This is a genomic window from Winogradskyella forsetii (genome assembly GCF_013394595.1).
In the GTDB taxonomy this organism is placed as follows: domain Bacteria; phylum Bacteroidota; class Bacteroidia; order Flavobacteriales; family Flavobacteriaceae; genus Winogradskyella; species Winogradskyella forsetii.
In genome coordinates this window covers 903,733-925,163 of the sequence record NZ_CP053348.1, presented here as the reverse complement: position 1 = coordinate 925,163, position 21,431 = coordinate 903,733, and the positions used below count along the sequence as shown (strand labels likewise).

The window sequence follows — 21,431 nt, the reverse complement described above, 5'->3', positions numbered from 1 at the left end:
ACAACCTGAACACACCAAATCTGTTATACAATTATTTTGTTTTGTTGTATCATTACATTTTTATGTTAAACAAAGCTTAATAAAGCATAACGTGATCTTAATTATTAAAGATTAACTTAGAGTTTAGTCTATGTTAGAAGGAAGTGTTTACAGGCCTGACGCCTCGAAAAGCACTTATAGAAACGCCTGAAGAATAGCCGTCCTAATTACATTTTTACTTTTTCCTATTTATGGCAATGAGAATAACAATGGCACCTAATAACAAAATATGGACTGTTGAAGAAGCATAAAAAACAAAATAACCGAGCGCCCAAAAAATTATGAGCAGTACTAGAATTATGTAAAGAAAATATTTCATCAGAAGGCATAATTAAAAATAGTTAGAACCACATATTAAGCCATACATCAGGGTTTTTGCTAACGCAGAAATGACCAAATATCTATTAACAAATTTTAACAAATACCAACGAAAATCGTTATACAATAACTTTTTTCCGTTATATCATTTCAAGTTCAATTGGCGAAGATTATTTTAAAAAAGGAAGGTAAATTGTAAAAGTTGCCCCAACATTTGGTTGTCCTTCAGCCAAAATTACACCTTTATGGTTGTCAACAATTTTTTTGCAAATTGCCAAGCCTATTCCCGTACCTGAATATTCGGTTTTACCGTGCAATCTATTAAAAAGCTCAAAAATACTTTCGCTATAGTTTGGTTCAAAGCCTATACCATTATCTATAAACGAGATTTTATGATGATATTTATATAACGATTTTTCTAATACAGCAATCGTTTTAGATTCTACTTCTTGATATCTGATTTCTATTTTGGGCGCAAGGTCCTCTTTTGAATATTTCATGGAATTGCTGATGAGATTGATAAACAGTTGTTCCATTTGAAACGAAATCACTTCCATGGAAGGCAAATGATCACTGACAATTTCGGCGTTTTTATTTTCAATACTATCATAAAGCTCTTGCTTAGCGTGCTCCAATAACATATTCATGTTTGTAATCTTAAAATCGCTATCTACGTTGGAGGTGCGGGAAAATTGCAATAAATCTTCTATTAGCATTCGCATCCTAGCCGAGGAAGATTTTATCTTTTCTATATAGAATTGGCCCTTTTCAGAAAGTCTATCTTTATCCTCCATTTCTAAACGCGAAATGAAGATCTGGATTTTTCGCAACGGTTCTTGCAAATCATGACTGGCCACATAATTAAAATCGGACAGCTCTTTATTATTTCGTTCTAATTCTAAATTACGTTCTTCAATAGTTTTAAAACTTTCAAATTCATCTGTTACGTCTATAGTTACGCCAAGTAATTTTTTGACTCTAAAACCCTTTTCTATTAGTTTAGCATACGCTTTTAAATGTCTAACTGTTCCATCTGGTTGTACAACGCGGTATGTAGTAAATGGTAAATCTTCATGTTTGATCATAGCATTGATTTCCTGACCTAAGCCTTCTCTATCATCTTTATGGACAACTCCAAAGAAATTCTCCAAATTGGCCTCAAAACTTTGAGGCTCTACACCAAATAGTCTATATAAATTATCGGAAAAACGATACTTGTTCTCATCAACATACCATATCCAAGTACCGCTTTTACTGACTATTTCTGCTTGTTCTGTTAATTTTTTAAATATCTCTAGATCTTCATTGGATTCTTTTAAATGGGCTAAATCCTTATTGATTTTTGCGTAAGCCATTAGCAAAATCACCAATGTTATAATCAATATCCCATAAAAGAATAATGGTGTTATACCAATTGCTTTTTGATTCTTTCTCTGATTTTCAATCAATAATTTATTTTCAAAATCTAGCATAACAGAGATATCCTCTCGGATGCGATCCATTCTAATTTTCCCTTCATGCAACAGTAACAATAATTCTTGACTGAGGATAGCTTTATCATCTGCAATATTTAAAGATTTATTAAATACTGCGAACCGCTTTGATATGTCTATTTTTAAATTATCAAGGTTTTCCCTTTGTTCTTTCTTAGTTATTATTAGAGTATCTAACTTAATAAGATTAGAGTTAATTTTTTGAAGGCTTTCTTGGTAGGGCTTCAAAAACAAAGAATCATGTGTTAGCAAAAATCCTCGATGTCCTATTTCTGCATCTTTAAGATTTGATATTATATTTTCTAACTCAATTCTCAGGGTGAACGTCTCGTTAACATTTTCAGACGTTTCAGAAAGTGACTTAATGTGCTTATAAGTAAATCCTCCTATGCATAGTATAACGAAGAGTCCTGCGCCAAATACAATCTTTAAAAGTTTACTAGGAGCTAATGACATAGTTTAGAGACGTAATAAAAAGTTTTCTTTATTTAAACCATTAGTGTGATACTGCCAATTTGTGGTTACCACTTCGGAAAGTATTTTTTTTAATTTTTCGAAATCATTGGGTTTTTTAATGTAGATATTGGCTCCCAAAACAAAAGTTTCTTCTACATCCTCTTCTGAGGACGATGTAGAATAAATGGCTATGATTAAATCCTTGAATTTATTATTAGCCTTGATGTCCTTTAAGCATTCCATGCCTGATTTTTTTGGCATGTTCAAATCTAAAAACAACAAATCTGGTATTTCATTGTCGGGTGCTTCTAAATAGCGCATCAATTCTACACCATCCTTAAAGGTTGAAACTTTATTCTTGATTTTCAATTCCTCAAACGCCTCCGTAAAAAAGAATCGATCATCTTCATCATCATCGGCCAAGGCAATATAGATATAATCTTCATTCATAATTTCTAACGTTTTTATGAGCTTATCCTATTATCTTTTCGCTTTGCGATGATTCGCTGAAAAGCTGAAGGTGTAATTCCTGTGGTGTTTTTAAATTGTTTACTCAAATGAGCAACACTAGAATAATTGAGTTTATAGGCTATTTCGGTTAAAGACAATTCTTCATTTGCCAGCAATCTTTTGGTATATTCTATTTTTTGTAAAATGATAAAATTCTCAATAGAGGTAAACGTAATTTCAGAAAATAAATTGGATAAATAACTATAACTTTGATTCAATTTCTCGGACAAAAATACGGAAGTTTTAACATTGATATCGTTTTGCTCATTAAAAATCATATCCATAATAGCATCCTTAATTTTTTCAACCATTATTTTTTTAGCATCCTCGACAATATAAATACCATAATCCTTAATAATATTTTGAAAAGCCCCTAATTGCTGGCTAGATACCTTCTCTAAAAGTTCAATTTCCCCAAAGGATGTTTGCCGGTACTTAAAATTGTACGCCTTCAATTTTTCTTCTAGAATAACATTGCAAATTTTAGTGAAATCGAATTTTAAAAATAACTTCATTCTAATAATTTATTATATTTATATGAATTCAGTATCAACTTATACAATTCAAATTTAGTATTAAAAAGTTGAAAAAATTAACCCAAAAGAAAATTCCGTAGGAAGTAAATTTCAACTTTTTAAAACAAAAAAGTCGATTTCGAAAATCGACTTTTTATATTAAAAATTTAATTCTTCATTTAAAATTCTGAATAACTAAATTTTTGACTACCCACAGAAATATCTGCCATAGCTCCTGCTTTAGATTTTACAAAGACCACAACGCCATCATTATAATTGGCATTTTTACTTGCGCCTTTCTCTACCATTACCACTTTTGCTTCTGCCGACAATTCAAAGTTCTCTTCTTTAAATTCGTTAAGTGCCTCCTCTGTTTCAAAGAAAATAATTTGAGTATAGGCTTCGCCTCCAGCTTGTAGACCGATATCCAATTTTTTCAAACTGGCCATACCGATTGGTACTCCATCACTATACACTACTCCATTTCCCGATGCTGCCCCTATGATTAATGCGCCTTCCCCTACATTAGGGAATACAACATAACCCGAAGCGTTATCCATAAATTTTTCTAATCCTTCATCTGAACTTTTAAGCAACTTAATGGATTTTTCGGCATCCATCATAACACGTTTATCATCTTTATTCTGCGAAAATGCAAATACTGATAGAAACAGCAATGCCAGTGTCAGTATTAAACTTCTACTTTTCATAATTTTTTGATTTATAGATTAAACATTATTTTTTTTAAAAAGCTGTATAACTCGTTAACTTTTCTAATATAAAATTATGGGTATAAATCATCTCTGATTAGTTCAAAGCAATTTATTGTTGATGCGATTAGTTATTAAATACAATAACTAAAATCTGAAAACGATTAAATTAATCAAGAAATCTGACCAAAAAACTTTAAACACCCCTAGACGTTTAAAAACCTATGATTTTATGATATATTTGAAATAACAAAAGACCAAACATAAAACCACCAACCAAACCTTAGCTTATGAACACTAATGCGAAACCCCAAAACAACCTAGTCCCAATACTAATTATTGCTGGACTCTTCTTTATTTTCGGTTTCGTTACCTGGATTAATGGTGCATTGATTCCCTTTATGAAAACCATAAATGAACTTACAGATACGCAGTCTTATTTTGTGGCGTCAGCATCATATATTTCTTTTGTGGTTATGGCACTACCTGCCTCTTATATATTGAATAAAATCGGTTACAGAAAAGGGATGTCCCTAGGTTTATTTGTAATGGCTATTGGAGCATTAGTCTTTATACCCGCTGCTGAAGCACGGACGTATTGGGTATTTCTTGCCGGTATTTTTATTCAAGGCATTGGAATGACCATTTTACAAACTGCCTCCAATCCATATATCACTATTTTAGGACCCATTGAAAGTGGCGCAAAACGTATTGCCATTATGGGCATTGCCAACAAAGTGGCTGGTGCTTTGGGCGCGTTGATTTTTGGAGCAATTCTACTTTCAGGAATTGATGCCGTAAAAGAACAGGTTGCTACAGCTTCAGAATCAGAAAAAGCAGTGCTTTTAGATACCATGGCTGATAGTGTTTTTATGCCTTATGTGATTATGGCTATTGTATTGGCCGTTTTGGGTATTTTAATAAGAAAAGCACCTTTACCTTATGTTGAAGCCATCGAAGATAAACAGGCTGTTGCCACAGGATCATCCAATAAAACCGTATTTCAATTTCCTCATTTATGGTTAGGGGTCTTGGCATTGTTTGTTTATGTTGGTGCAGAGGTTATAGCTGGAGATACTATTATCGCCTATGGCATTTCCTTGGGGTTTACAGGTGAAGAAGCCAAATATTTTACAACTTATACCTTAATGGCGATGGTTGCCACATATGCGCTAGGCGTCTTTTTGATTCCCAAATACCTTAAACAAAAAACAGCATTAATTGCTAGTGCTGCTTTAGGAATTGTATTGAGTATTCTTATTTTATCAACGACAGGATTCACATCTGTTTTATGCGTTGCCGCGTTAGGCATAGCAAATGCCTTGGTATGGCCTGCTATTTGGCCATTAACCCTAGATGGACTTGGAAAACACACAAAAACGGCGTCGGCCTTATTGATTATGGCTATTTCAGGTGGCGCTATAATTCCACCTTTATACGGCAGAATAGTGGATAGTAATAAACAGGAATTAATCACTTCTGGAATCAACGAAGCAGAAGCTCTGGCAACAGCATCCACGGAAAGCTACTGGATTTTAATTCCGTGTTATGCCATGATTCTATTTTTCGCTATTTGGGGACATAAAATGAGAGGAAGAACAAAACCATAAATAAATACTAACGTCTGAAAAACATCAAATGATGAAAACATACAATTGGGGAATTATTGGTTGTGGCAATGTAACAGAAATAAAAAGTGGCCCTGCGTACCAAAAAACAGAAGGGTTTAATGTAACTGCGGTAATGCGAAGGGATATTGCAAAAGGGGAAGATTATGCCAAAAGACATAAGGTTCCGAAATTTTATGCCGATGCTGATGACCTTATCAATGATTCCGAAATTGATGCCATTTATATCGCAACACCTCCAGATTCCCATGAATATTATGCACTAAAAGTGGCTAAAGCAAATAAGATCTGTTGTATTGAAAAACCGATGGCACCAACTTATGACGCTTGTTTAACTATTAATAAGGCTTTTCAATCTAAAGATTTACCATTATTTGTGGCCTATTACAGACGTTCCTTACCACGATTTATCCAAATTAAATCTTGGATTGATGACCATAAAATTGGTCAGCTAAGAAACATTAGTTGGCAACTATGCAAACCCGCCAGCGCCATTGACTTATCCAAAACTTATAATTGGCGTACAGATGCTAACATTGCTCCTGCTGGTTATTTTGATGATCTAGCATCGCATGGATTAGATCTGTTTGCGTATTTATTAGGAGACTTTTCGCAAGCAAATGGATTAGCGGTAAATCAACAAGGTCTATATTCGGCAAAGGATGCTGTAACAGGACATTGGCTTCACGAATCTGGAATTACAGGTTCTGGTAGTTGGAATTTTGGTACTGAAAAACGTGAAGACCTTGTCCAAATATTTGGAAGCGAAGGAAAAATTGAATTTTCAATATTTGATGAAAACCCAATCAGACTTGAACATCATGGCAAATCGCAGAGTATGATGATCGAAAATCTTGAGAATATTCAGTTGCATCATGTGCAGAATATAAAGAAACATTTACAGGAACAAATCACACATCCTTCAACCGGAGAAACTGCTGCTCATACGGCTTGGGTCATGGATCAGATGCTAAAGTGAAAAAATTAATATTCCAATTATTCTAAGGCTTAAATCAATATGGATGATACCGAAATCCCAGTTAGTGAAGAAATCTCAATGACTATTCCTATAAAAGTAAATTTTATAGCTATTGAATCTTACCTGATTGAAAAATTTGTTGGGGAAATCATAAGTAAGGAAAACACTAAAGGAAAGGAAATTAAGTATGCAAAAATAGTTGACATAAAAATAGCCAAGAGCAGTTCCGATCAATACAATATTGAAATTGTAGTGAAATTACAAACGCTTACATTTCTTTACCGTAATAGGGAACTCAGCATCACCACTTCAGCAGAGCTGCAATTAGATGTCAAAAACCAAAAATTATTTGTTGCAAAATATAAAATTGATAGCAAGGGCAAAAACCGGTTTACTGACCAAGTGCTTAAGTCTATTTTAAACACGTTTATCTATCAAAAAATAATTAAGAAATTAGCCTTTGACCTAAAGCCCCTTGTGAAAGATAATTTAAATTCAATAAATACTAAACTTGCTTCAAATCTTGAACTCAGTGAAGGTGTTTCGCTTATTGGATCTTTAGAAAACTTAGCCATTTCCCATATGAAATTAAAAGATGATCATTTATGGGTTCTCATAAAAATCAATGGATGGGGAATTATCAATATTGACAATTTTAAGTTTTAATAATTCGACATTCAATTAGAACGGATCAATCTCAAAAGTTGTGTGTGAGTTGGATAAATAATTTGATCTTTGCCCAAAAAAAGATCGTACATTGAATTTATCCCTAGACCTGCTCAAGTTACTATTACCAGAATTACTAGTTTCACATTTTGACATCACTAGACATAGTATAGAACAAGATACTGTCCATCTGTATTTTGAAGAGAAAAAAGATACGCCTAAAGAAGAAAAGAGCCGTACCCTTATAGCCCACGGTTTTCATAAACAAGTGACCGTTCAAGATTTTCCTTTGCGCGGTAAAAAAGTATTCTTGCATATAAAGCGTCGGCGTTGGCTCGATAAACCCAGCAAAGAAGTTGTACAAAGAGATTGGAATCTAGTAGCACAGGGAACTCGTATGACCGTAGAGTTTGCTGCTTTTTTAAAAGTACTTGGTCAGTACTAAGGCTAATGACTGTCATACCATTGGTCGTTTTTATGGCGTTAATGGTAAGAAGCTCGGGCGGCAGTATCGAGATTATCTTAGTGAGTTTAAAGACTGGAAAGCCAAGAAACATGCTAAAGAGTGGCTCGTCTTTCCTGAGAACATGGGCAAGTATTTATCCATTGATGAAACAGCTCTCTCCAAAGGTGAACTCTATACCATTATCACCAATAAAAAAGCTAAAGGCAAGAAAGGAGCTATAGTAGCTATTATGGCAGGAACTAAGGTGGAGCCTATTATAGAACAACTCCTTAAAATTCCTAAATCAAAAAGAGATAAGGTTAAAGAGATCACCTTGGATATGGCCAACTCTATGAAGTTCATTGCTAAAAAGTGTTTTCCCAAAGCTATACAGGTTACCGACCGTTTTCATGTACAAAAACTAGCTTTAGAAGCTTTGCAAGATATCAGAATAAAACATCGTTGGGAAGCTATAGATATGGAAAATGACCAAATTAAACAGGCTAAAACTATCGAAAAAGAGTTTATCTCTGAAACATTTAATAATGGAGACTCCAGAAAGCAACTCCTTGCCAGAAGTAGGTACCTGCTCTATAAAGCGCCTAACAACTGGACTCAAAACCAATACCTTAGAGCTAAAATCTTATTTGAACAATATCCGGATATTAAAAAAGCTTATAATCTGGTACAAGGACTTAGGAATATATTTAATACCGCTACTTCTATACAAACAGCTTATACTAAACTCGCCCACTGGTATAAAGATGTAGAGGCTACAGGATTTAGGGCTTTCAATACTATTGCAAATACAATTACCCTAAACTATAGATCGATACTCAATTATTTTATTAATAGAAGTACTAATGCATCCGCTGAAGCTTTCAATGCCAAAATTAAAGCCTTTAGAGCACAGTTTAGAGGTGTCAAAAACATAGAATTCTTCCTCTTTAGATTAACAACAATTTTTGCCTAACACACAACATTTAGGCATGATCCATTAGAACCTTAACTTTAGTTCATTTTCAATTAAAGTCACGCCAAAATTAGAAACAAAAAAAAGTCTCACCAAAAGGAGAGACTTTACATATCTTAGTAGGAACTACAATTATATTGCAGCAACATGTTTAGTTAACTTTGACTTTAAGTTACCAGCCTTGTTAGCATGAATTATATTTTTCTTAGCTAACTTATCAATCATACTGTGTACAGATGGCAACATAGCTTGTGCTTCTTTTGCATCCGTAATTTCACGTAATTTCTTTATAGCATTACGCGTCGTTTTATGATAGTACTTATTAAGTACACGTCTTTTTTCGTTACTTCTAATTCTTTTTAAAGCTGACTTATGATTTGCCATTATATTTTTTCTTATTAAAATTGTAGCCCGTAGGGGAATCGAACCCCTCTTACATGGATGAAAACCATGCGTCCTAGCCGATAGACGAACGGGCCATTTTGGTTATATTATTATTTAAATGAACCTACAATGTTTCCATTGCGGATGCAAAAATACAACTATTTTTAAATTCTGCAACACCTAACTAATTTTTTTTAAATATTTTAATAAGCCTTTGCAAATAGCACGCGTTGGTTTGATGGTTGTCCACTGTAAATACAGTTGCCATCTTCCATTTTATTGTTCATAGGAATACAACGAATCGTAGCCTTTGTAAGTTCTTTGATCTTTTGCTCTGTCTCAACGGTACCATCCCAATGTGCAGAAATAAAACCTGTTTTTGTTTCCAAAACTTTATTAAAGGTTTCAAAATCATCAACCTCAGTAATATGTTCGTTTCTATAATTCAAGGCTTTTTTAAATAATTCTTCCTGAATAACTTCCAAAAGATTCTTAACGGTAGATGTCAACTCATCAATTGGAACAATTTCCTTGGTGAGCGTGTCGCGTCTTGCCAATTCAATAGTATTATTCTCTAAATCTTTTGGACCTATCGCAATTCGTAACGGTACGCCTTGTAATTCGTGCTGCGCAAATTTTGCACCTGGCCTGTGTGTCGTTCTTTTATCAAATTTGCAACTTACGCCCAATGCTTTAAGCTCTTTTATTATGTTTTCAGCTTTTTCCGTAATGGCATCAAATTGTTCATCCGTCTTATATATAGGGACAATTACGACCTGAGATGGTGCTAAATTTGGTGGTAAAACCAACCCTTTGTCGTCACTATGGGTCATGATTAACGCTCCCATTAATCGTGTCGAAACGCCCCAAGAGGTCGCCCAGACATAATCTAATTTACCTTCATTATTCGTAAACTTAACATCAAATGCTTTCGCAAAATTCTGTCCTAAAAAGTGGGAAGTACCGGCTTGAAGCGCTTTTCCATCCTGCATCAAAGCTTCAATACAATAGGTTTCTATGGCACCTGCAAAACGTTCACTTTCAGTTTTCACCCCTTTAATAACAGGAATAGCCATAAAGTTTTCTGCAAATTCCGCATAGACATCGTTCATTTGCTCTGCCTCTACTAATGCTTCGCCTTTCGTCGCATGTGCAGTATGCCCTTCTTGCCATAAAAACTCTGCTGTCCTCAAAAATAGACGTGTTCGCATTTCCCAGCGAACTACATTTGCCCATTGATTAATTAAGATTGGTAAATCCCTGTAACTTTGGATCCATCCTTTATACGTATTCCAAATGATTGCTTCACTCGTTGGTCTTACAACGAGCTCTTCTTCCAATTTTGCTTCAGGATCTACCCTTAATTTCCCTGGATTATCAGGATCGTTCTGTAAGCGATAATGGGTAACTACCGCACATTCTTTAGCAAAACCTTCTGCGTTCTTCTCCTCCGCCTCAAATAAGCTTTTAGGCACAAATAATGGAAAATAGGCATTCTCATGCCCTGTTTCTTTGAACATTCTATCTAGTTCAGCTTGCATTTTTTCCCAAATAGCATAACCATAAGGTTTAATAACCATACAACCTCTAACCGCTGAATTTTCGGCTAAATCGGCTTTCACAACCAATTCATTGTACCATTTTGAATAATCTTCAGCTCTACTAGTAAGATTTTTGCCCATTTTTAGTGTTTTGGCACAAATGTTGTGCTTATGTTAAATGTATTAAATAATACAGCAAAACTAACTATTTTTGCTATGTTCAACAATAAAATAAATGAGATATGCGATTTAAAACTATTATAACCCAAAAATTGCCATTTGTTGTTGCACTTGGTTTAGCGACTGTGCTAACTTCTTGTGGATCTTTTCAGTATGCAGGATACGATAATGACGGTATTTATTCTTCAGAATCCGAAGAAGAATATGTAAACGAAACTGAAGAACCTGTTGTAACCACTTCTACCAATGATTCAAATTATTACAAGAATTATTTTGCTCAAAACTCAGAGGAAGTTCAAGCTATACAAGAAGAAAGCGAAGTTTTTACCGATATAGATTCTTATGAAAGTAATTATGTTGAAACCGTTCAAGACACCTTAGAGCAGCAACCTGCTTATGGCGGTTGGGGACAAAATACCAATACCGTTACTATTAATTATATCGATAATGGCTGGATGGGCTGGAACGACCCTTGGTTGTGGAACGGTGGATTTGGCTGGAATAACTGGGGTTGGGGACAACCTTGGGGCTGGAATCGCTGGGGATGGAACAACCCTTGGGCCTATGGCTACAATAACTGGGGTTGGAATAACTGGAATAACCCTTGGGTCTATGGAGGCTTTTATGGCTATGGATACAATAATTGGGGTTGGAATAATGGTTATTACGGACGCAATAGTCGATATGCATACAGTAATTCCAGACGAGGATCTTTACTTTATAATAATAATTTGAGTCGCTCAAGCAGGAACAATTCTGCATTATCGCGTAGAAACTATACCTCCCGTAGATCATCTAACGCTGCATTATCAAGAAATACTAGAAGTACAAGAGCTAATTCTAATTCTACATCTAGAACAATAAGAAATTCACGGAGTACAAGACCAACTGTCCGCACCTCGAGATCAGGTTCAACCACTAGGGTTACAAGACCATCTACATCGCGGTCAACGAGATCTAGCACAAGGATTTCCACACCAACAAGAAGCACGAGATCTTCTGGTTCTGTGAGATCAAGTTCTAGCAGTTCAAGATCTTCTTCAGGTAGTGTAAGGTCATCTGGAAGTTCTTCTAGATCTTCTGGTAGTAGTCGCTCTTCTGGCAGCAGCAGACGAGGTAGAGGATAAACATAATAGTTCATTTTCAAATTCAAAAAATTTACTTATGAAAAAATTACTTATGCTAGGCATAGGCCTAGTAAGTTCATCTTATGTTTTAGCTCAAGATCTTACAGATGCTGTTCGTTATTCTATGGATGAAATTCAAGGTACGGCACGTTTTAGAGCTATGAGTGGTGCTTTTGGAGCCCTTGGAGGCGATATGTCTAGTGTTAATATTAATCCTGCTGGCTCTGCCATTTTTAATAATAGTCATGCATCCCTCACCTTAGGTCTATTTAACACTAAAAATGACGTGAGTTATTTTAATGGAAAAAATTCCTCTTCTAATTCAAATTTAGATCTAAATCAGTTGGGAGCTGCTTTTATATTTAATAATACAAACTCTAATTCACCATGGAAAAAGTTCTCATTAAGTGTGGCTTATGACAGTTCAGCGAATTATGATGACGATTGGGTTGCAAGTGGAACTAATACGACGTCCATAGATAGTTATTTTGATTCCTTTGCAAATGGTTCAGACATTCCTTTTGGAATCTTGAAACTTCAGCCTGGAGAATTTATTGAGGAAGCCTATGCTGATATAGGAAGAATACCAACTGATGGCTATGCTATCCAGCAAGCCTTTTTAGGATATTGGTCTGGTATATTAGATCCTGACAATTTAGATGACGAGACCAATGATAACGAAACGGTTTATAATTCTAATGTAGCACCTGGGAGCTTTAATCAAAACTATTTCTATTCATCAACAGGATATAATGGTAAATTAGCCTTTAATTTTGCAGCTGATTATAATGATAAATTATACTTTGGAATTAACTTAAACAGCCATTTTATCAATTACGAAAAATTCACGATTTTAAGAGAGACAAATTCAAATAATGCATCATTGGTTAATAATATAAGTTTTGATAATTTATTATCTACAACCGGAAGCGGCTTTTCTTTTCAACTAGGAACTATTGCTAAATTGACAGATGATTTGAGGGTCGGATTATCATACAACTCGCCAACATGGTATAGAATCAGTGATGAGTTAATTCAAGGTATAGATTCAAATAATGCGGATCCAGATATCGGATTTATTGGCGATATTGTAAATGTCTACGAAGAGTACAAATTACAAACTCCTGGAAAATTCACTGGAAGTTTAGCCTATGTTTTTGGCCAGAAAGGCTTAATAAGCTTCGATTATTCAATAAAAGACTATAGGGATTCTAAATTCAAACCAACTTCTGACGTTTTATTTTCGAGCTTAAACAACGACATCAATAGCCGCTTAGATTCTGCCGCTTCTTATAGAGTTGGAGGCGAATACCGTTATAAACAACTTAGTTTTAGAGGAGGTTACCGTATTGAAGAAAGTCCATATAAAGACAATAGTTTTTATGGAGATCTAAATGGGTATTCTCTTGGATTGGGTTATAGTTTTGGCAATTTTAACTTAGACGCAGCTTTTAGTCAAGCGGAACGCGATATTAATTATCAATTATATAATGTTGGACTCACAGATTCAGCAGAAATACAATCAAAATTTACAGACTTTGTATTAACCCTAGGTTTTAACCTATAGTAAAAGCATAAATCACAATAAAAGCCTGAATAATTCAATTATTGAGGCTTTTTTTTATGTCTTTTTCAGAACTAAAATTTATACTAACATGAGTTCGAATATTTACTTTAGAAAGATTGATTATTTAATTTTAATTAAATAATATCTTAAATAGACTCCATAAGGTTTTCAAATTTTACTTCAGAAGAGTTAATTACCTATGACAATCCTATATTCGCAGTTTAATCATTAAATCTGGCATAAAAACTTTTAATATAATTACAACTCAATTCTTAGCTTTTCGAAATTTAGTACATTTCGAAATTTTTAATTGGTTTAACCTTTTGCCTAACAAAAATTCATATGACTCTTTTAATCTATCACACCTAAAATCATTGTTCTTGATTCTTTATGACCTGAAACCAAGAAAAAAGCCTGAGTACTAAATAATACTCAGGCTTTTGTTTTATTTAAGCTTTACCAATTATCGTTTCAGGGTAAAATGGGCTCTAAATTCTTTACGTTCTCCTGTCAAAGGTTCGTCGTACTCCACTGTAAACCAATAGCCACTGGTAGGCATAGCACTGCCATTGTAGGTGCCGTCCCAGCCAGTCCCATTTGGACTAATTTGTTTCAGAAGTTTTCCGTAACGGTCAAATATGTAAATTTTTGCGCTGCTTCCAATGCTTTCTATGTTCCAAGTTTCATTTTGGCCGTCTCCGTTGGGCGTAAAGTACAGCGGGTAATCGATTATAAATGCCGGTTCGGTCGTTGTGCCGCAGCCGTTCTTGTCCCTTGCCGTGATATGGTGTTGGCCGGGTGACACGTCCGTAAACAGCGTCCCGTCCTGCCATGGCCCATTGTCCAGGCTGTACTCATAGTCACCTATCTCGTCCCCAGGCACCACTTCCAGAACGTGGCTCTCCGCAAAATTCTGTGTCAGTACGTTCACCGTTATGCTCGGCGGCTCGCTTTCCATGACTTCCGTGGTATCCTCATTTGTACAGTTGGTCGCCGTGGACGTGCTTATATCGGTAACCAGCACGCTATAGCTTCCGCCTTGGGTCGGCATGATGCTCGGCCCTGTCTCGCCCGTTATCTCTACGCCCTCATAGCGCCACACAAAACCATAGTCCGTTGCCGATAGGCCCGTGTCTATGACCAATGGGTCCAGTATTTCGCTCCCGTCCGTGTTTACGCACAGGGTATAGCCGTCCTCCAGATCGAACTCCGGTAAAGGGTTCACCTGCAGCGTGAGCGCTGCCAGGGCATAACAGATCGAAGTGTCCGCGTCCGTGACCGCATCTGGCGTGTCGTTGTCCACCCTTGCATAGATCACCTGCGGGTTTGTCATATTTTCGTATAAGGTCGGCAATGGGTTCACCTTGTCGTCCGCATCTTCTTGGGTAGCATAGTAGGTCACGATGTAGTTCAACGGGTCCTGTCCGTCCAATACCTCTGTGTCCATGTTCGTTAAATCAAATTGGGTACTGTCGTTAACCGGGTTGCCATCGGTCTCCATTTCATCGTCACAAAGCTCAAAAAGGATCGGGTCCATATCCGGATTGGCCTGTGCGGCTTCCTGTACCTCGATGTTGAAGCTCTGGGTGCTGATGGAACAGCCCGTCCCGTTGTTGGTGATGGTCACGAATATCTGTTGTGGGTTCGCCGTATTGGTGTACGGGCTCACAAGGCCGTTCATCCCTTCTTCCGCATCCGTTAGGTTATCATGGTAACTGACCGTAAACTGGGCCTCGTCCTGTCCGTTCAATACTTCGGCGTCCTTGGTGCTAAGGTCAAAAGTGTCGGTGCCGTCGGTAAAGAGCTCGCATTGGATGAAGTCCGTCACCGCGACCACCTCTGGCAACGGGTTCACCTCGATGGTAAAGTCCACCAGCGCATAACAGCCCGTGGCGTCCTTGGTCATCCTCACATAGATCTCCTGCGTCGGTGTTTCTATATTGGTGTACTGTGTTGGGTCTGGGATTGCGTCCGTGCCCGCGTTGGCAGCGTCCTCTGTCTCGTGATAGGTTATGGTCACACCGTTCTCACCGTTGCGGATCAGGTCTTCGTTTTCCGTGAGGTCAAATTCTTCCTCGCCGTCTCCCGTGTTTTCTTCGTCACAGCGTTCTATGTTGGGCAACAAATCGCTGGCCGTAGGCGTTGGGTTTGGCAATACCCTGATGGTCAAGGTCGTAAAATCAACACAGCCCGTATCGGTATCGGTGACCACGACATAAAGGGTCTGTGGGTTGGCCGCCAATCCATTTATTTCCATATTGGTGTACTGTGTTGGGTCTGCTATGGCATTTTCCTGTGCCTGGGCATCTGCATTGGTCTCATAATAGGCTACCGACCAGCTGGCATTGCCCCCTGTGATCTCCGTATCCTTTACCGTAAGGTCAAATTCAGTGATCTCATCTCCCGGAACTTCCCCAAGATCGTCACATTCGTTTAATTGTGTAGGCTGCACCGCTTCTGGTGGCAAGGCTACGATCAGCTCGAACATCCCTGTATCGAAACAGGTCGTTATAGGGTCGTACAGGCGTACATAGATCGTCTGTGGGTTACCGTTGTTGGTATAGTTGCCCACATTGATGATAGGGTTGCTTCCTGTTTCTGCATTCGCCGCACTTACATGGTAGGTCAGTTCCACTGCTGTCGGGTCTTGGCCGTTGAGCACTTCTTCGTCCATGGTGGTCAGGTCGAACTGCGCCGAACCATCATTATCGCTATCACAGATCGTGTAAGGTTCTAGGCTCGTTGGTACTTCCGGTGCCGGGTGCACAATAAGCTCCAGCGTGTTCAGGGTAAGGTTGTAACAACCGGTCAGCGTGCTCTCCGAGCGTACATAGACCATCTGGTTATTGGCCACGATGTTAGTGTACAGTCCCGTGATCGCATTCTCCCCTTGTTCTGCATCGCTCTGGGTTTCGTGATAGGTAATTACCACATCGGATTCCCCATTGGTTATCTCTACCGTACGGATCTCCAGGTCGAACTCGGCAAAACCGTCATTGTCATCGTCACAGACCTCTATCGGATCAGGGCTTTGCTCCGGTGACGGGATCGGGTTGACCCTCAGCGTTACCGTTACCGTACTGTAACAGCCCGTGATATCGTTCTGTGCCCTTACAAAGATAGTCTGGGAATTGCTCGTATTGGTATAAGGGCTTTCAATTGGGTCAGTCGCATTGTCCGCATCCAATTGCGTCTCGTAGTACGTTAGGGTAATTCCCGTCTGTCCGTTCAGTATGTCTGCATTGGCATCCTCGAGCGTAAAGGCTTCCTGCCCATCGTCTAAGGTGACGGTATCGCAAAGCTCCAATGGTGCCGGTGTCACCAAGACCGGTAAGGCATTGACTATCAGCTCTAGACTTGTTAGCTTGTAGCAGCCTTCTACCGTGGTGTTGTCTTCTACACGCACCCAGATCGTCTGGTTGAAATCGTCCGTGTTGATATAGGCCAACGGATTGCCGATTGGGTTCATCGCCAGTGCCGCATTGGCCTCGCTTTCATAATAGCTAAGTTCATATTGCACGGGGTCCTGGCCGTTCAGGATTTCTTCCGCTTTGTCCGTTAGATCGAAAGTGGCATAACCATCGGCCGAGATATCGTCACAGACCTCCAATGGGGTCGGCGCCATTAGCTGCGGTGTCGGCTCCACTATCAGCTCCAATACTACTATGGTGGCGCAATCCGTGGCTATGGTAGCGCTCTCTACCCTGACATAAAGGGTCTGTGCATCTTGTACGATGTTGTTATAGCTCGCCGTGGTATCTATGGCGTCCACGCCATTGTTCGCATTGGTCTGTGTTTCGTGGTAGGTTACCGTGAGCCCAGAGGCCCCTCCGGTAATCCCGTTCGCCGTACTGGCAAGGTCGAACATCCCAAAGCCGTCGTTGTCCGGGTCGCAGTACCTCAAGGGTGCCGGTGCAAATGCCACTGGTGCTTGCTCCACAACCAGCTCTAGGGTCGTGGTAGCGGAACAGCCCGTGTTGATATCTTCGACATTTACAACAATGACCTGGCCGTTGCTCGTATTGGTGTACAATGTTGGTAAGGGATCTGCTCCCGATTGCAGATCTGCCATGGTTTCGTAATAGCTTACAGAATAGTTCGGGTTGTTGCCCGTGACCTCCGTGTTCTTTAGGCTCAGGTCCATCTCGGTGATGCCGTCAGGCGTGCCGTCGTCACAGACTTCCAGTGCCGTTGGTGCCGTTACCTCAGGCAACGGGTTGACGATGATCTCAAAACTCGTGCTGCCGTAACAATCGGGATGCGCCGGGTCCTCTACCCTGACGTAGATCGTCTGTTGGTCTGGGGAAGCTGTATTGGTGTGGCTCGTGGATAGGATGTCCGTGTTATTGTCCGCTCCATCCTGGGTGGCGTGGTAGCTTACGCTGTAGGTTGTTGGGTCCTGGGATCCCAGAATCGCTGCGTCCTGAGTACTGAGCTCAAAGGTCTCTATTCCGTCGTTGCCCGTAGCGTCGCATGCAAACATGTTGGGAGGCGTGCCGGCTATTGCCCTCGCGTTGACTACCAGGTCGAACACGGGGTCCGGTAAGGCATTGTAGCAGCTCGCGTCGCTGACGCTCTCTATCCTTACGTAGATCGGCTGTGGGTTCATCGTATTGGTATACGACGGTGGAAGGGCGTTGTCGCCCATATCCGCCTCGTCGAAGCTTAAATGGTATGTTACGTTAAAGGCAGTTGAAGACTGACTTCCTAAAACAAATATGTCCTGACTTTCTAAATCAAACTGTTCTGTTCCGTTATTGCTTGAATCATCACATAGCTCCAAATCTGAAGCTGGATTGATACTGGGTTGAGATGACAAACCTAAAGTTAGCATACTGGTAGAAAAACAATTTGTACCAGTAGCTTGCACTCTTACATAAATAATTTCACCATCAGTTCCGCTATATGGATTTGTTACTGTAATTGCATTGACAGAATCTTCAGCATCATCTATATTATTATAAAAAGAAACCGTATAATCAGCTGGATCTAAAGGACTCAATATATTGATTATCTCTGCATCTAAATTAAAGTCAGCTGCAGTGGACGCTTGGCTACACTCAGTAACTGAAATATCATTTAAGGCAAAAGGAGGGGTAATAGAAATTACAATGTCGTCTTCAGTAGAACATGGATCCCCAAAGACAGCATCTAAACCTTCCACGAGTAATGTGTAAGTTCCCGATTCTGTAACCGTTAAGGTAGATCCTGTCTCACCAGGGATTGTCTCGCCTTCCAACTGCCATTCAAACGAATTAAAAGCACCATTGAATTCTGGTTCAATGGTGTAACTGTCTCCATTACAAAGCTCTTGATCTTCACCTAAATCTACTTGACATATAATATCACAGTTGGTAGTTGCATCAGAATTAGGATCATCATCTAATTCTAAATTAATATAACCCGCAGACTGACTATAGTTAGTTATCAATAGCATATAATATTGATTAGCTGGAGCATTTGGTATAAATATATCCTCTTCTGCTGCCCCTGAAAAACTACAATCCACTTGAGTTGAAGAATTTAAATTTGCTGGCCCACAAACTGGTTCAGAGAACGGTCCCCAAATAATAAAATCGACATCAATTCCAGTCCCCGCTCCATTCTGTAATGTCGTTTGCGATAAAGTAAAACTTAAATCTCCTGGAATATCACCAGTCTGCAAAAAATACCATCTTGGCCTAGGCTGTGAACCCAGACATCCATAATCAATACCCGATTCAGCAGAACCAGAACCCACAGGTGAAGGCACATCTTCAATGTCACCACAAATAGGTAAAGCACCAGCACAAGTGTCATTATCCAAAACAACGACTTGAAAAGTGCTGACAGAGTCCGAACAACCAACAGGATTGGTATCTGTAACCGTAAAAGTGACCGTATAAGTACCAGGATTAGTATAAGCATAATTTACAACCTGACCATCAAGGGTAACTCCATTACCAAAATTCCAAGTATAAGTAGCTCCAGTACCATCATCTGAAAATGTAGCACTTCCTTCAAATGTAACCAAATCGCCTGGATCTACCTCAATAGTTCCAGAAACCACAGGTGGACTAGTAGCATCTATAGATGCTGTTATTGTTTGGCATTGTACAGCGCACAATATATCAGCTTCCCAACCAGCAACATTTGATGATGCGTTACTAGAGAAAGCAAAAGTTAAACATCCGGATGCATTGCTTGCTGATGCAGACACGAGACCAGGAGATAGAACACTGGTATATGTACCAATAACATCTGCGCTTACATCATCACCATCATAGACAGTCAAAACATCAAGATTCAGCTGTGTGTTAAATTCTGTGAAATCAACCATAATAAATTCACCCGCATTTTGCGGACAAATCGTAGTTACCAAATTTTCATCATCACTATAGTTACCAAACTCTCCACCAGAATCATAAAATTTATCTGGAGCACAGCGTGTAAAGGTGCCATTCTCCATTAATATATCTTGAGAGAAACTTAAACTAGTTATAATAAGCGTAAGTAAGAGTAAAATATTTTTCATTATACTGATTTGTCAGTTAGTATTATTTTTTAATTTTTCTATGCTGTGAAGTCACCTGAATAAAATAATCGGTATTGTCAATGCGGTAAACATAAGTTCCATTCGCAAAAAAATCCAATTCATATTTCAGCGGGTTGAAATTTTTAAGATCGAAATCAACATCCCGTTTTAAATCTTTATTGTGCTTATTGAATAAAGGCGTATCAGAAAGCAACATCCCTTTTTTCTGGGTTTTAGGATTACTATCTTGATAAATTGTGATTCTATTTCTTAAGAGGTGTTTTATATCTTTTAAAAATTGCTCATCATCATAGACCAACTCCTTGGTTTTAGATTGATATACTTCTTCAATCATAGCCTTTTCCTCCTTAGTAAGAGGAGCTTCGACATTTTCTGGATATTGAATTGTGATGCCACTTTTATTTTGACTAAAAGTCGCAATACTAAAAAATAATAAAGGTAAAACTAAGAGGAATTTTTTCATGGTAAAATCTAAATTTTAGAATTTCGAAAATTAATAAAATTAAAATCAAACAGCTGTTAATTCGTCAATGATATTGACATTTTAACGAGTTTATATATATAACAGGCTTAATTATAAAACTCCTACCTCAATGAAACTATTTTTATTGTTTATCTTTGCCTTTCGTTTTATAAGAAATAGATAACCAATTATTTTACAATGAAAATTGAAAGTGATTTTAATGATATAGATGCTCTTGGAGATGACCATATAGGTTCTTCCAGTGAAACTCCTTTGAGAGCTGATGCTTTTAAACTTTCCAAGAATGATAAAATTGATATCATTAAAGATGATGTTAAACATATTTTGGAAACTTTAGGACTAGACTTAAGTGATGACAGCTTAAAAGGAACACCTAATAGAGTGGCAAAAATGTTTGTCAATGAGATTTTTGGGGGTTTAGATCCTGATAAAAAACCAAGTGCATCCACTTTTGATAACAAGTACAAATATGGTGAAATGTTAGTTGAAAAAAACATCACAGTGTATTCAACTTGCGAGCATCATTTATTACCTATAGTTGGACGAGCACATGTGGCTTATATTTCCAACGGAACTGTTGTTGGACTTTCTAAAATGAATAGAATTGTTGATTACTTTGCTAAAAGACCACAGGTTCAAGAACGTTTAACAATTCAAATTGTAAAAGAACTTCAGAATGTTCTAAATACAGAAGACGTCGCATGTGTTATTGATGCCAAACATCTTTGCGTGAACTCTCGTGGTATCAGAGATATTGAGAGTAGTACAGTCACTTCAGAATTTGGTGGTAAATTCAAAGAAAAAGAAACGAGAAGAGAGTTTTTAGACTATATTAAATTAGATACACAGTTTTAGATTATTTACCCCAATTAGCAAATTCA

Annotated in this window: 17 protein-coding genes and 1 tRNA gene; 8 read left to right on the top strand and 10 right to left on the bottom strand. The window is 38.0% G+C overall.

Annotated features, from left to right (window positions below):
* Positions 1-214 precede the first annotated feature (214 nt).
* The 5 genes from HM987_RS19485 to HM987_RS03940 form a co-directional block, all read right to left on the bottom strand.
* Entirely contained in the window at positions 215-358 is a 144-nt protein-coding gene (locus tag HM987_RS19485) for a DUF5670 family protein (RefSeq protein WP_229724579.1), read from the bottom strand.
* A gap of 169 nt (positions 359-527) precedes the next feature.
* Positions 528-2,306: a CHASE3 domain-containing protein gene (locus tag HM987_RS03955; protein ID WP_179005434.1), complete on the bottom strand. Its 1,779-nt coding sequence runs from the start codon at positions 2,304-2,306 to the stop codon at positions 528-530.
* A gap of 3 nt (positions 2,307-2,309) precedes the next feature.
* Complete coding sequence (locus HM987_RS03950; RefSeq protein ID WP_179005432.1) at positions 2,310-2,756, bottom strand: response regulator; 447 nt, start codon at positions 2,754-2,756, stop codon at positions 2,310-2,312.
* 14 nt (positions 2,757-2,770) lie between these two features.
* On the bottom strand, positions 2,771-3,331 hold the full coding sequence (locus tag HM987_RS03945) for a helix-turn-helix domain-containing protein (RefSeq protein ID WP_179005430.1): 561 nt from the start codon (positions 3,329-3,331) through the stop codon (positions 2,771-2,773).
* A gap of 179 nt (positions 3,332-3,510) precedes the next feature.
* Positions 3,511-4,041 (bottom strand): lipid-binding SYLF domain-containing protein, encoded by a 531-nt coding sequence (locus HM987_RS03940; RefSeq protein ID WP_179005428.1) that lies wholly within the window; start codon positions 4,039-4,041, stop codon positions 3,511-3,513.
* A gap of 290 nt (positions 4,042-4,331) precedes the next feature.
* On the opposite strand from HM987_RS03940, the gene HM987_RS03935 reads away from it, so the two are divergent.
* The 5 genes from HM987_RS03935 (at position 4,332) to HM987_RS03915 (ending at position 8,732) form a co-directional block, all read left to right on the top strand.
* Positions 4,332-5,651: a sugar MFS transporter gene (locus tag HM987_RS03935; protein WP_179005426.1), complete on the top strand. Its 1,320-nt coding sequence runs from the start codon at positions 4,332-4,334 to the stop codon at positions 5,649-5,651.
* Positions 5,652-5,679: 28 nt separating this feature from the next.
* Positions 5,680-6,648, top strand: coding sequence for a Gfo/Idh/MocA family protein (locus tag HM987_RS03930; RefSeq protein WP_179005424.1), 969 nt, complete (start codon positions 5,680-5,682; stop codon positions 6,646-6,648).
* 39 nt (positions 6,649-6,687) lie between these two features.
* Positions 6,688-7,314 (top strand): DUF4403 family protein, encoded by a 627-nt coding sequence (locus HM987_RS03925; RefSeq protein WP_179005422.1) that lies wholly within the window; start codon positions 6,688-6,690, stop codon positions 7,312-7,314.
* Between the two features lie 91 nt (positions 7,315-7,405).
* Positions 7,406-7,759 carry an ISAon1 family transposase N-terminal region protein gene (locus tag HM987_RS03920; protein WP_179004828.1) on the top strand — a complete coding sequence of 118 codons (354 nt, stop codon included), beginning with the start codon at positions 7,406-7,408 and terminating at the stop codon, positions 7,757-7,759.
* Entirely contained in the window at positions 7,746-8,732 is a 987-nt protein-coding gene (locus HM987_RS03915) for an ISAon1 family transposase (protein ID WP_179004830.1), read from the top strand. The genes HM987_RS03920 and HM987_RS03915 overlap by 14 nt, the downstream gene beginning before the upstream one ends.
* A 132-nt stretch (positions 8,733-8,864) precedes the next feature.
* On the opposite strand, the gene rpsT is transcribed toward HM987_RS03915, so the two are convergent.
* The 3 genes from rpsT to proS all read right to left on the bottom strand — a co-directional run bounded on the left by rpsT (position 8,865) and on the right by proS (position 10,798).
* Complete coding sequence (gene rpsT, locus HM987_RS03910) at positions 8,865-9,116, bottom strand: 30S ribosomal protein S20 (protein WP_178987689.1); 252 nt, start codon at positions 9,114-9,116, stop codon at positions 8,865-8,867.
* 23 nt (positions 9,117-9,139) lie between these two features.
* Positions 9,140-9,211 (bottom strand) — tRNA-Glu (locus tag HM987_RS03905).
* A gap of 108 nt (positions 9,212-9,319) precedes the next feature.
* Entirely contained in the window at positions 9,320-10,798 is a 1,479-nt protein-coding gene (gene proS, locus HM987_RS03900) for a proline--tRNA ligase (RefSeq protein WP_179005420.1), read from the bottom strand.
* 101 nt (positions 10,799-10,899) lie between these two features.
* Here proS and HM987_RS03895 point away from each other — a divergent pair, with 101 nt between their 5' ends.
* Both HM987_RS03895 and HM987_RS03890 read left to right on the top strand, forming a co-directional pair.
* Entirely contained in the window at positions 10,900-11,964 is a 1,065-nt protein-coding gene (locus HM987_RS03895; protein ID WP_179005418.1) for a hypothetical protein, read from the top strand.
* A gap of 37 nt (positions 11,965-12,001) precedes the next feature.
* Complete coding sequence (locus HM987_RS03890; protein ID WP_179005414.1) at positions 12,002-13,531, top strand: OmpP1/FadL family transporter; 1,530 nt, start codon at positions 12,002-12,004, stop codon at positions 13,529-13,531.
* Positions 13,532-13,994: 463 nt separating this feature from the next.
* Here the strand turns inward: HM987_RS03890 and HM987_RS03885 are convergent, their stop codons facing one another.
* Positions 13,995-20,045: a T9SS type B sorting domain-containing protein gene (locus HM987_RS03885; RefSeq protein WP_229724577.1), complete on the bottom strand. Its 6,051-nt coding sequence runs from the start codon at positions 20,043-20,045 to the stop codon at positions 13,995-13,997.
* Positions 20,046-20,067: 22 nt separating this feature from the next.
* On the bottom strand, positions 20,068-20,529 hold the full coding sequence (locus tag HM987_RS03880; protein ID WP_179005412.1) for a hypothetical protein: 462 nt from the start codon (positions 20,527-20,529) through the stop codon (positions 20,068-20,070).
* Positions 20,530-20,727: 198 nt separating this feature from the next.
* On the opposite strand from HM987_RS03880, the gene folE reads away from it, so the two are divergent.
* A complete protein-coding gene (folE, locus tag HM987_RS03875) occupies positions 20,728-21,405 on the top strand; it encodes a GTP cyclohydrolase I FolE (protein ID WP_179005410.1) in 678 nt (225 codons plus the stop codon).
* Positions 21,406-21,431: the final 26 nt, after the last annotated feature.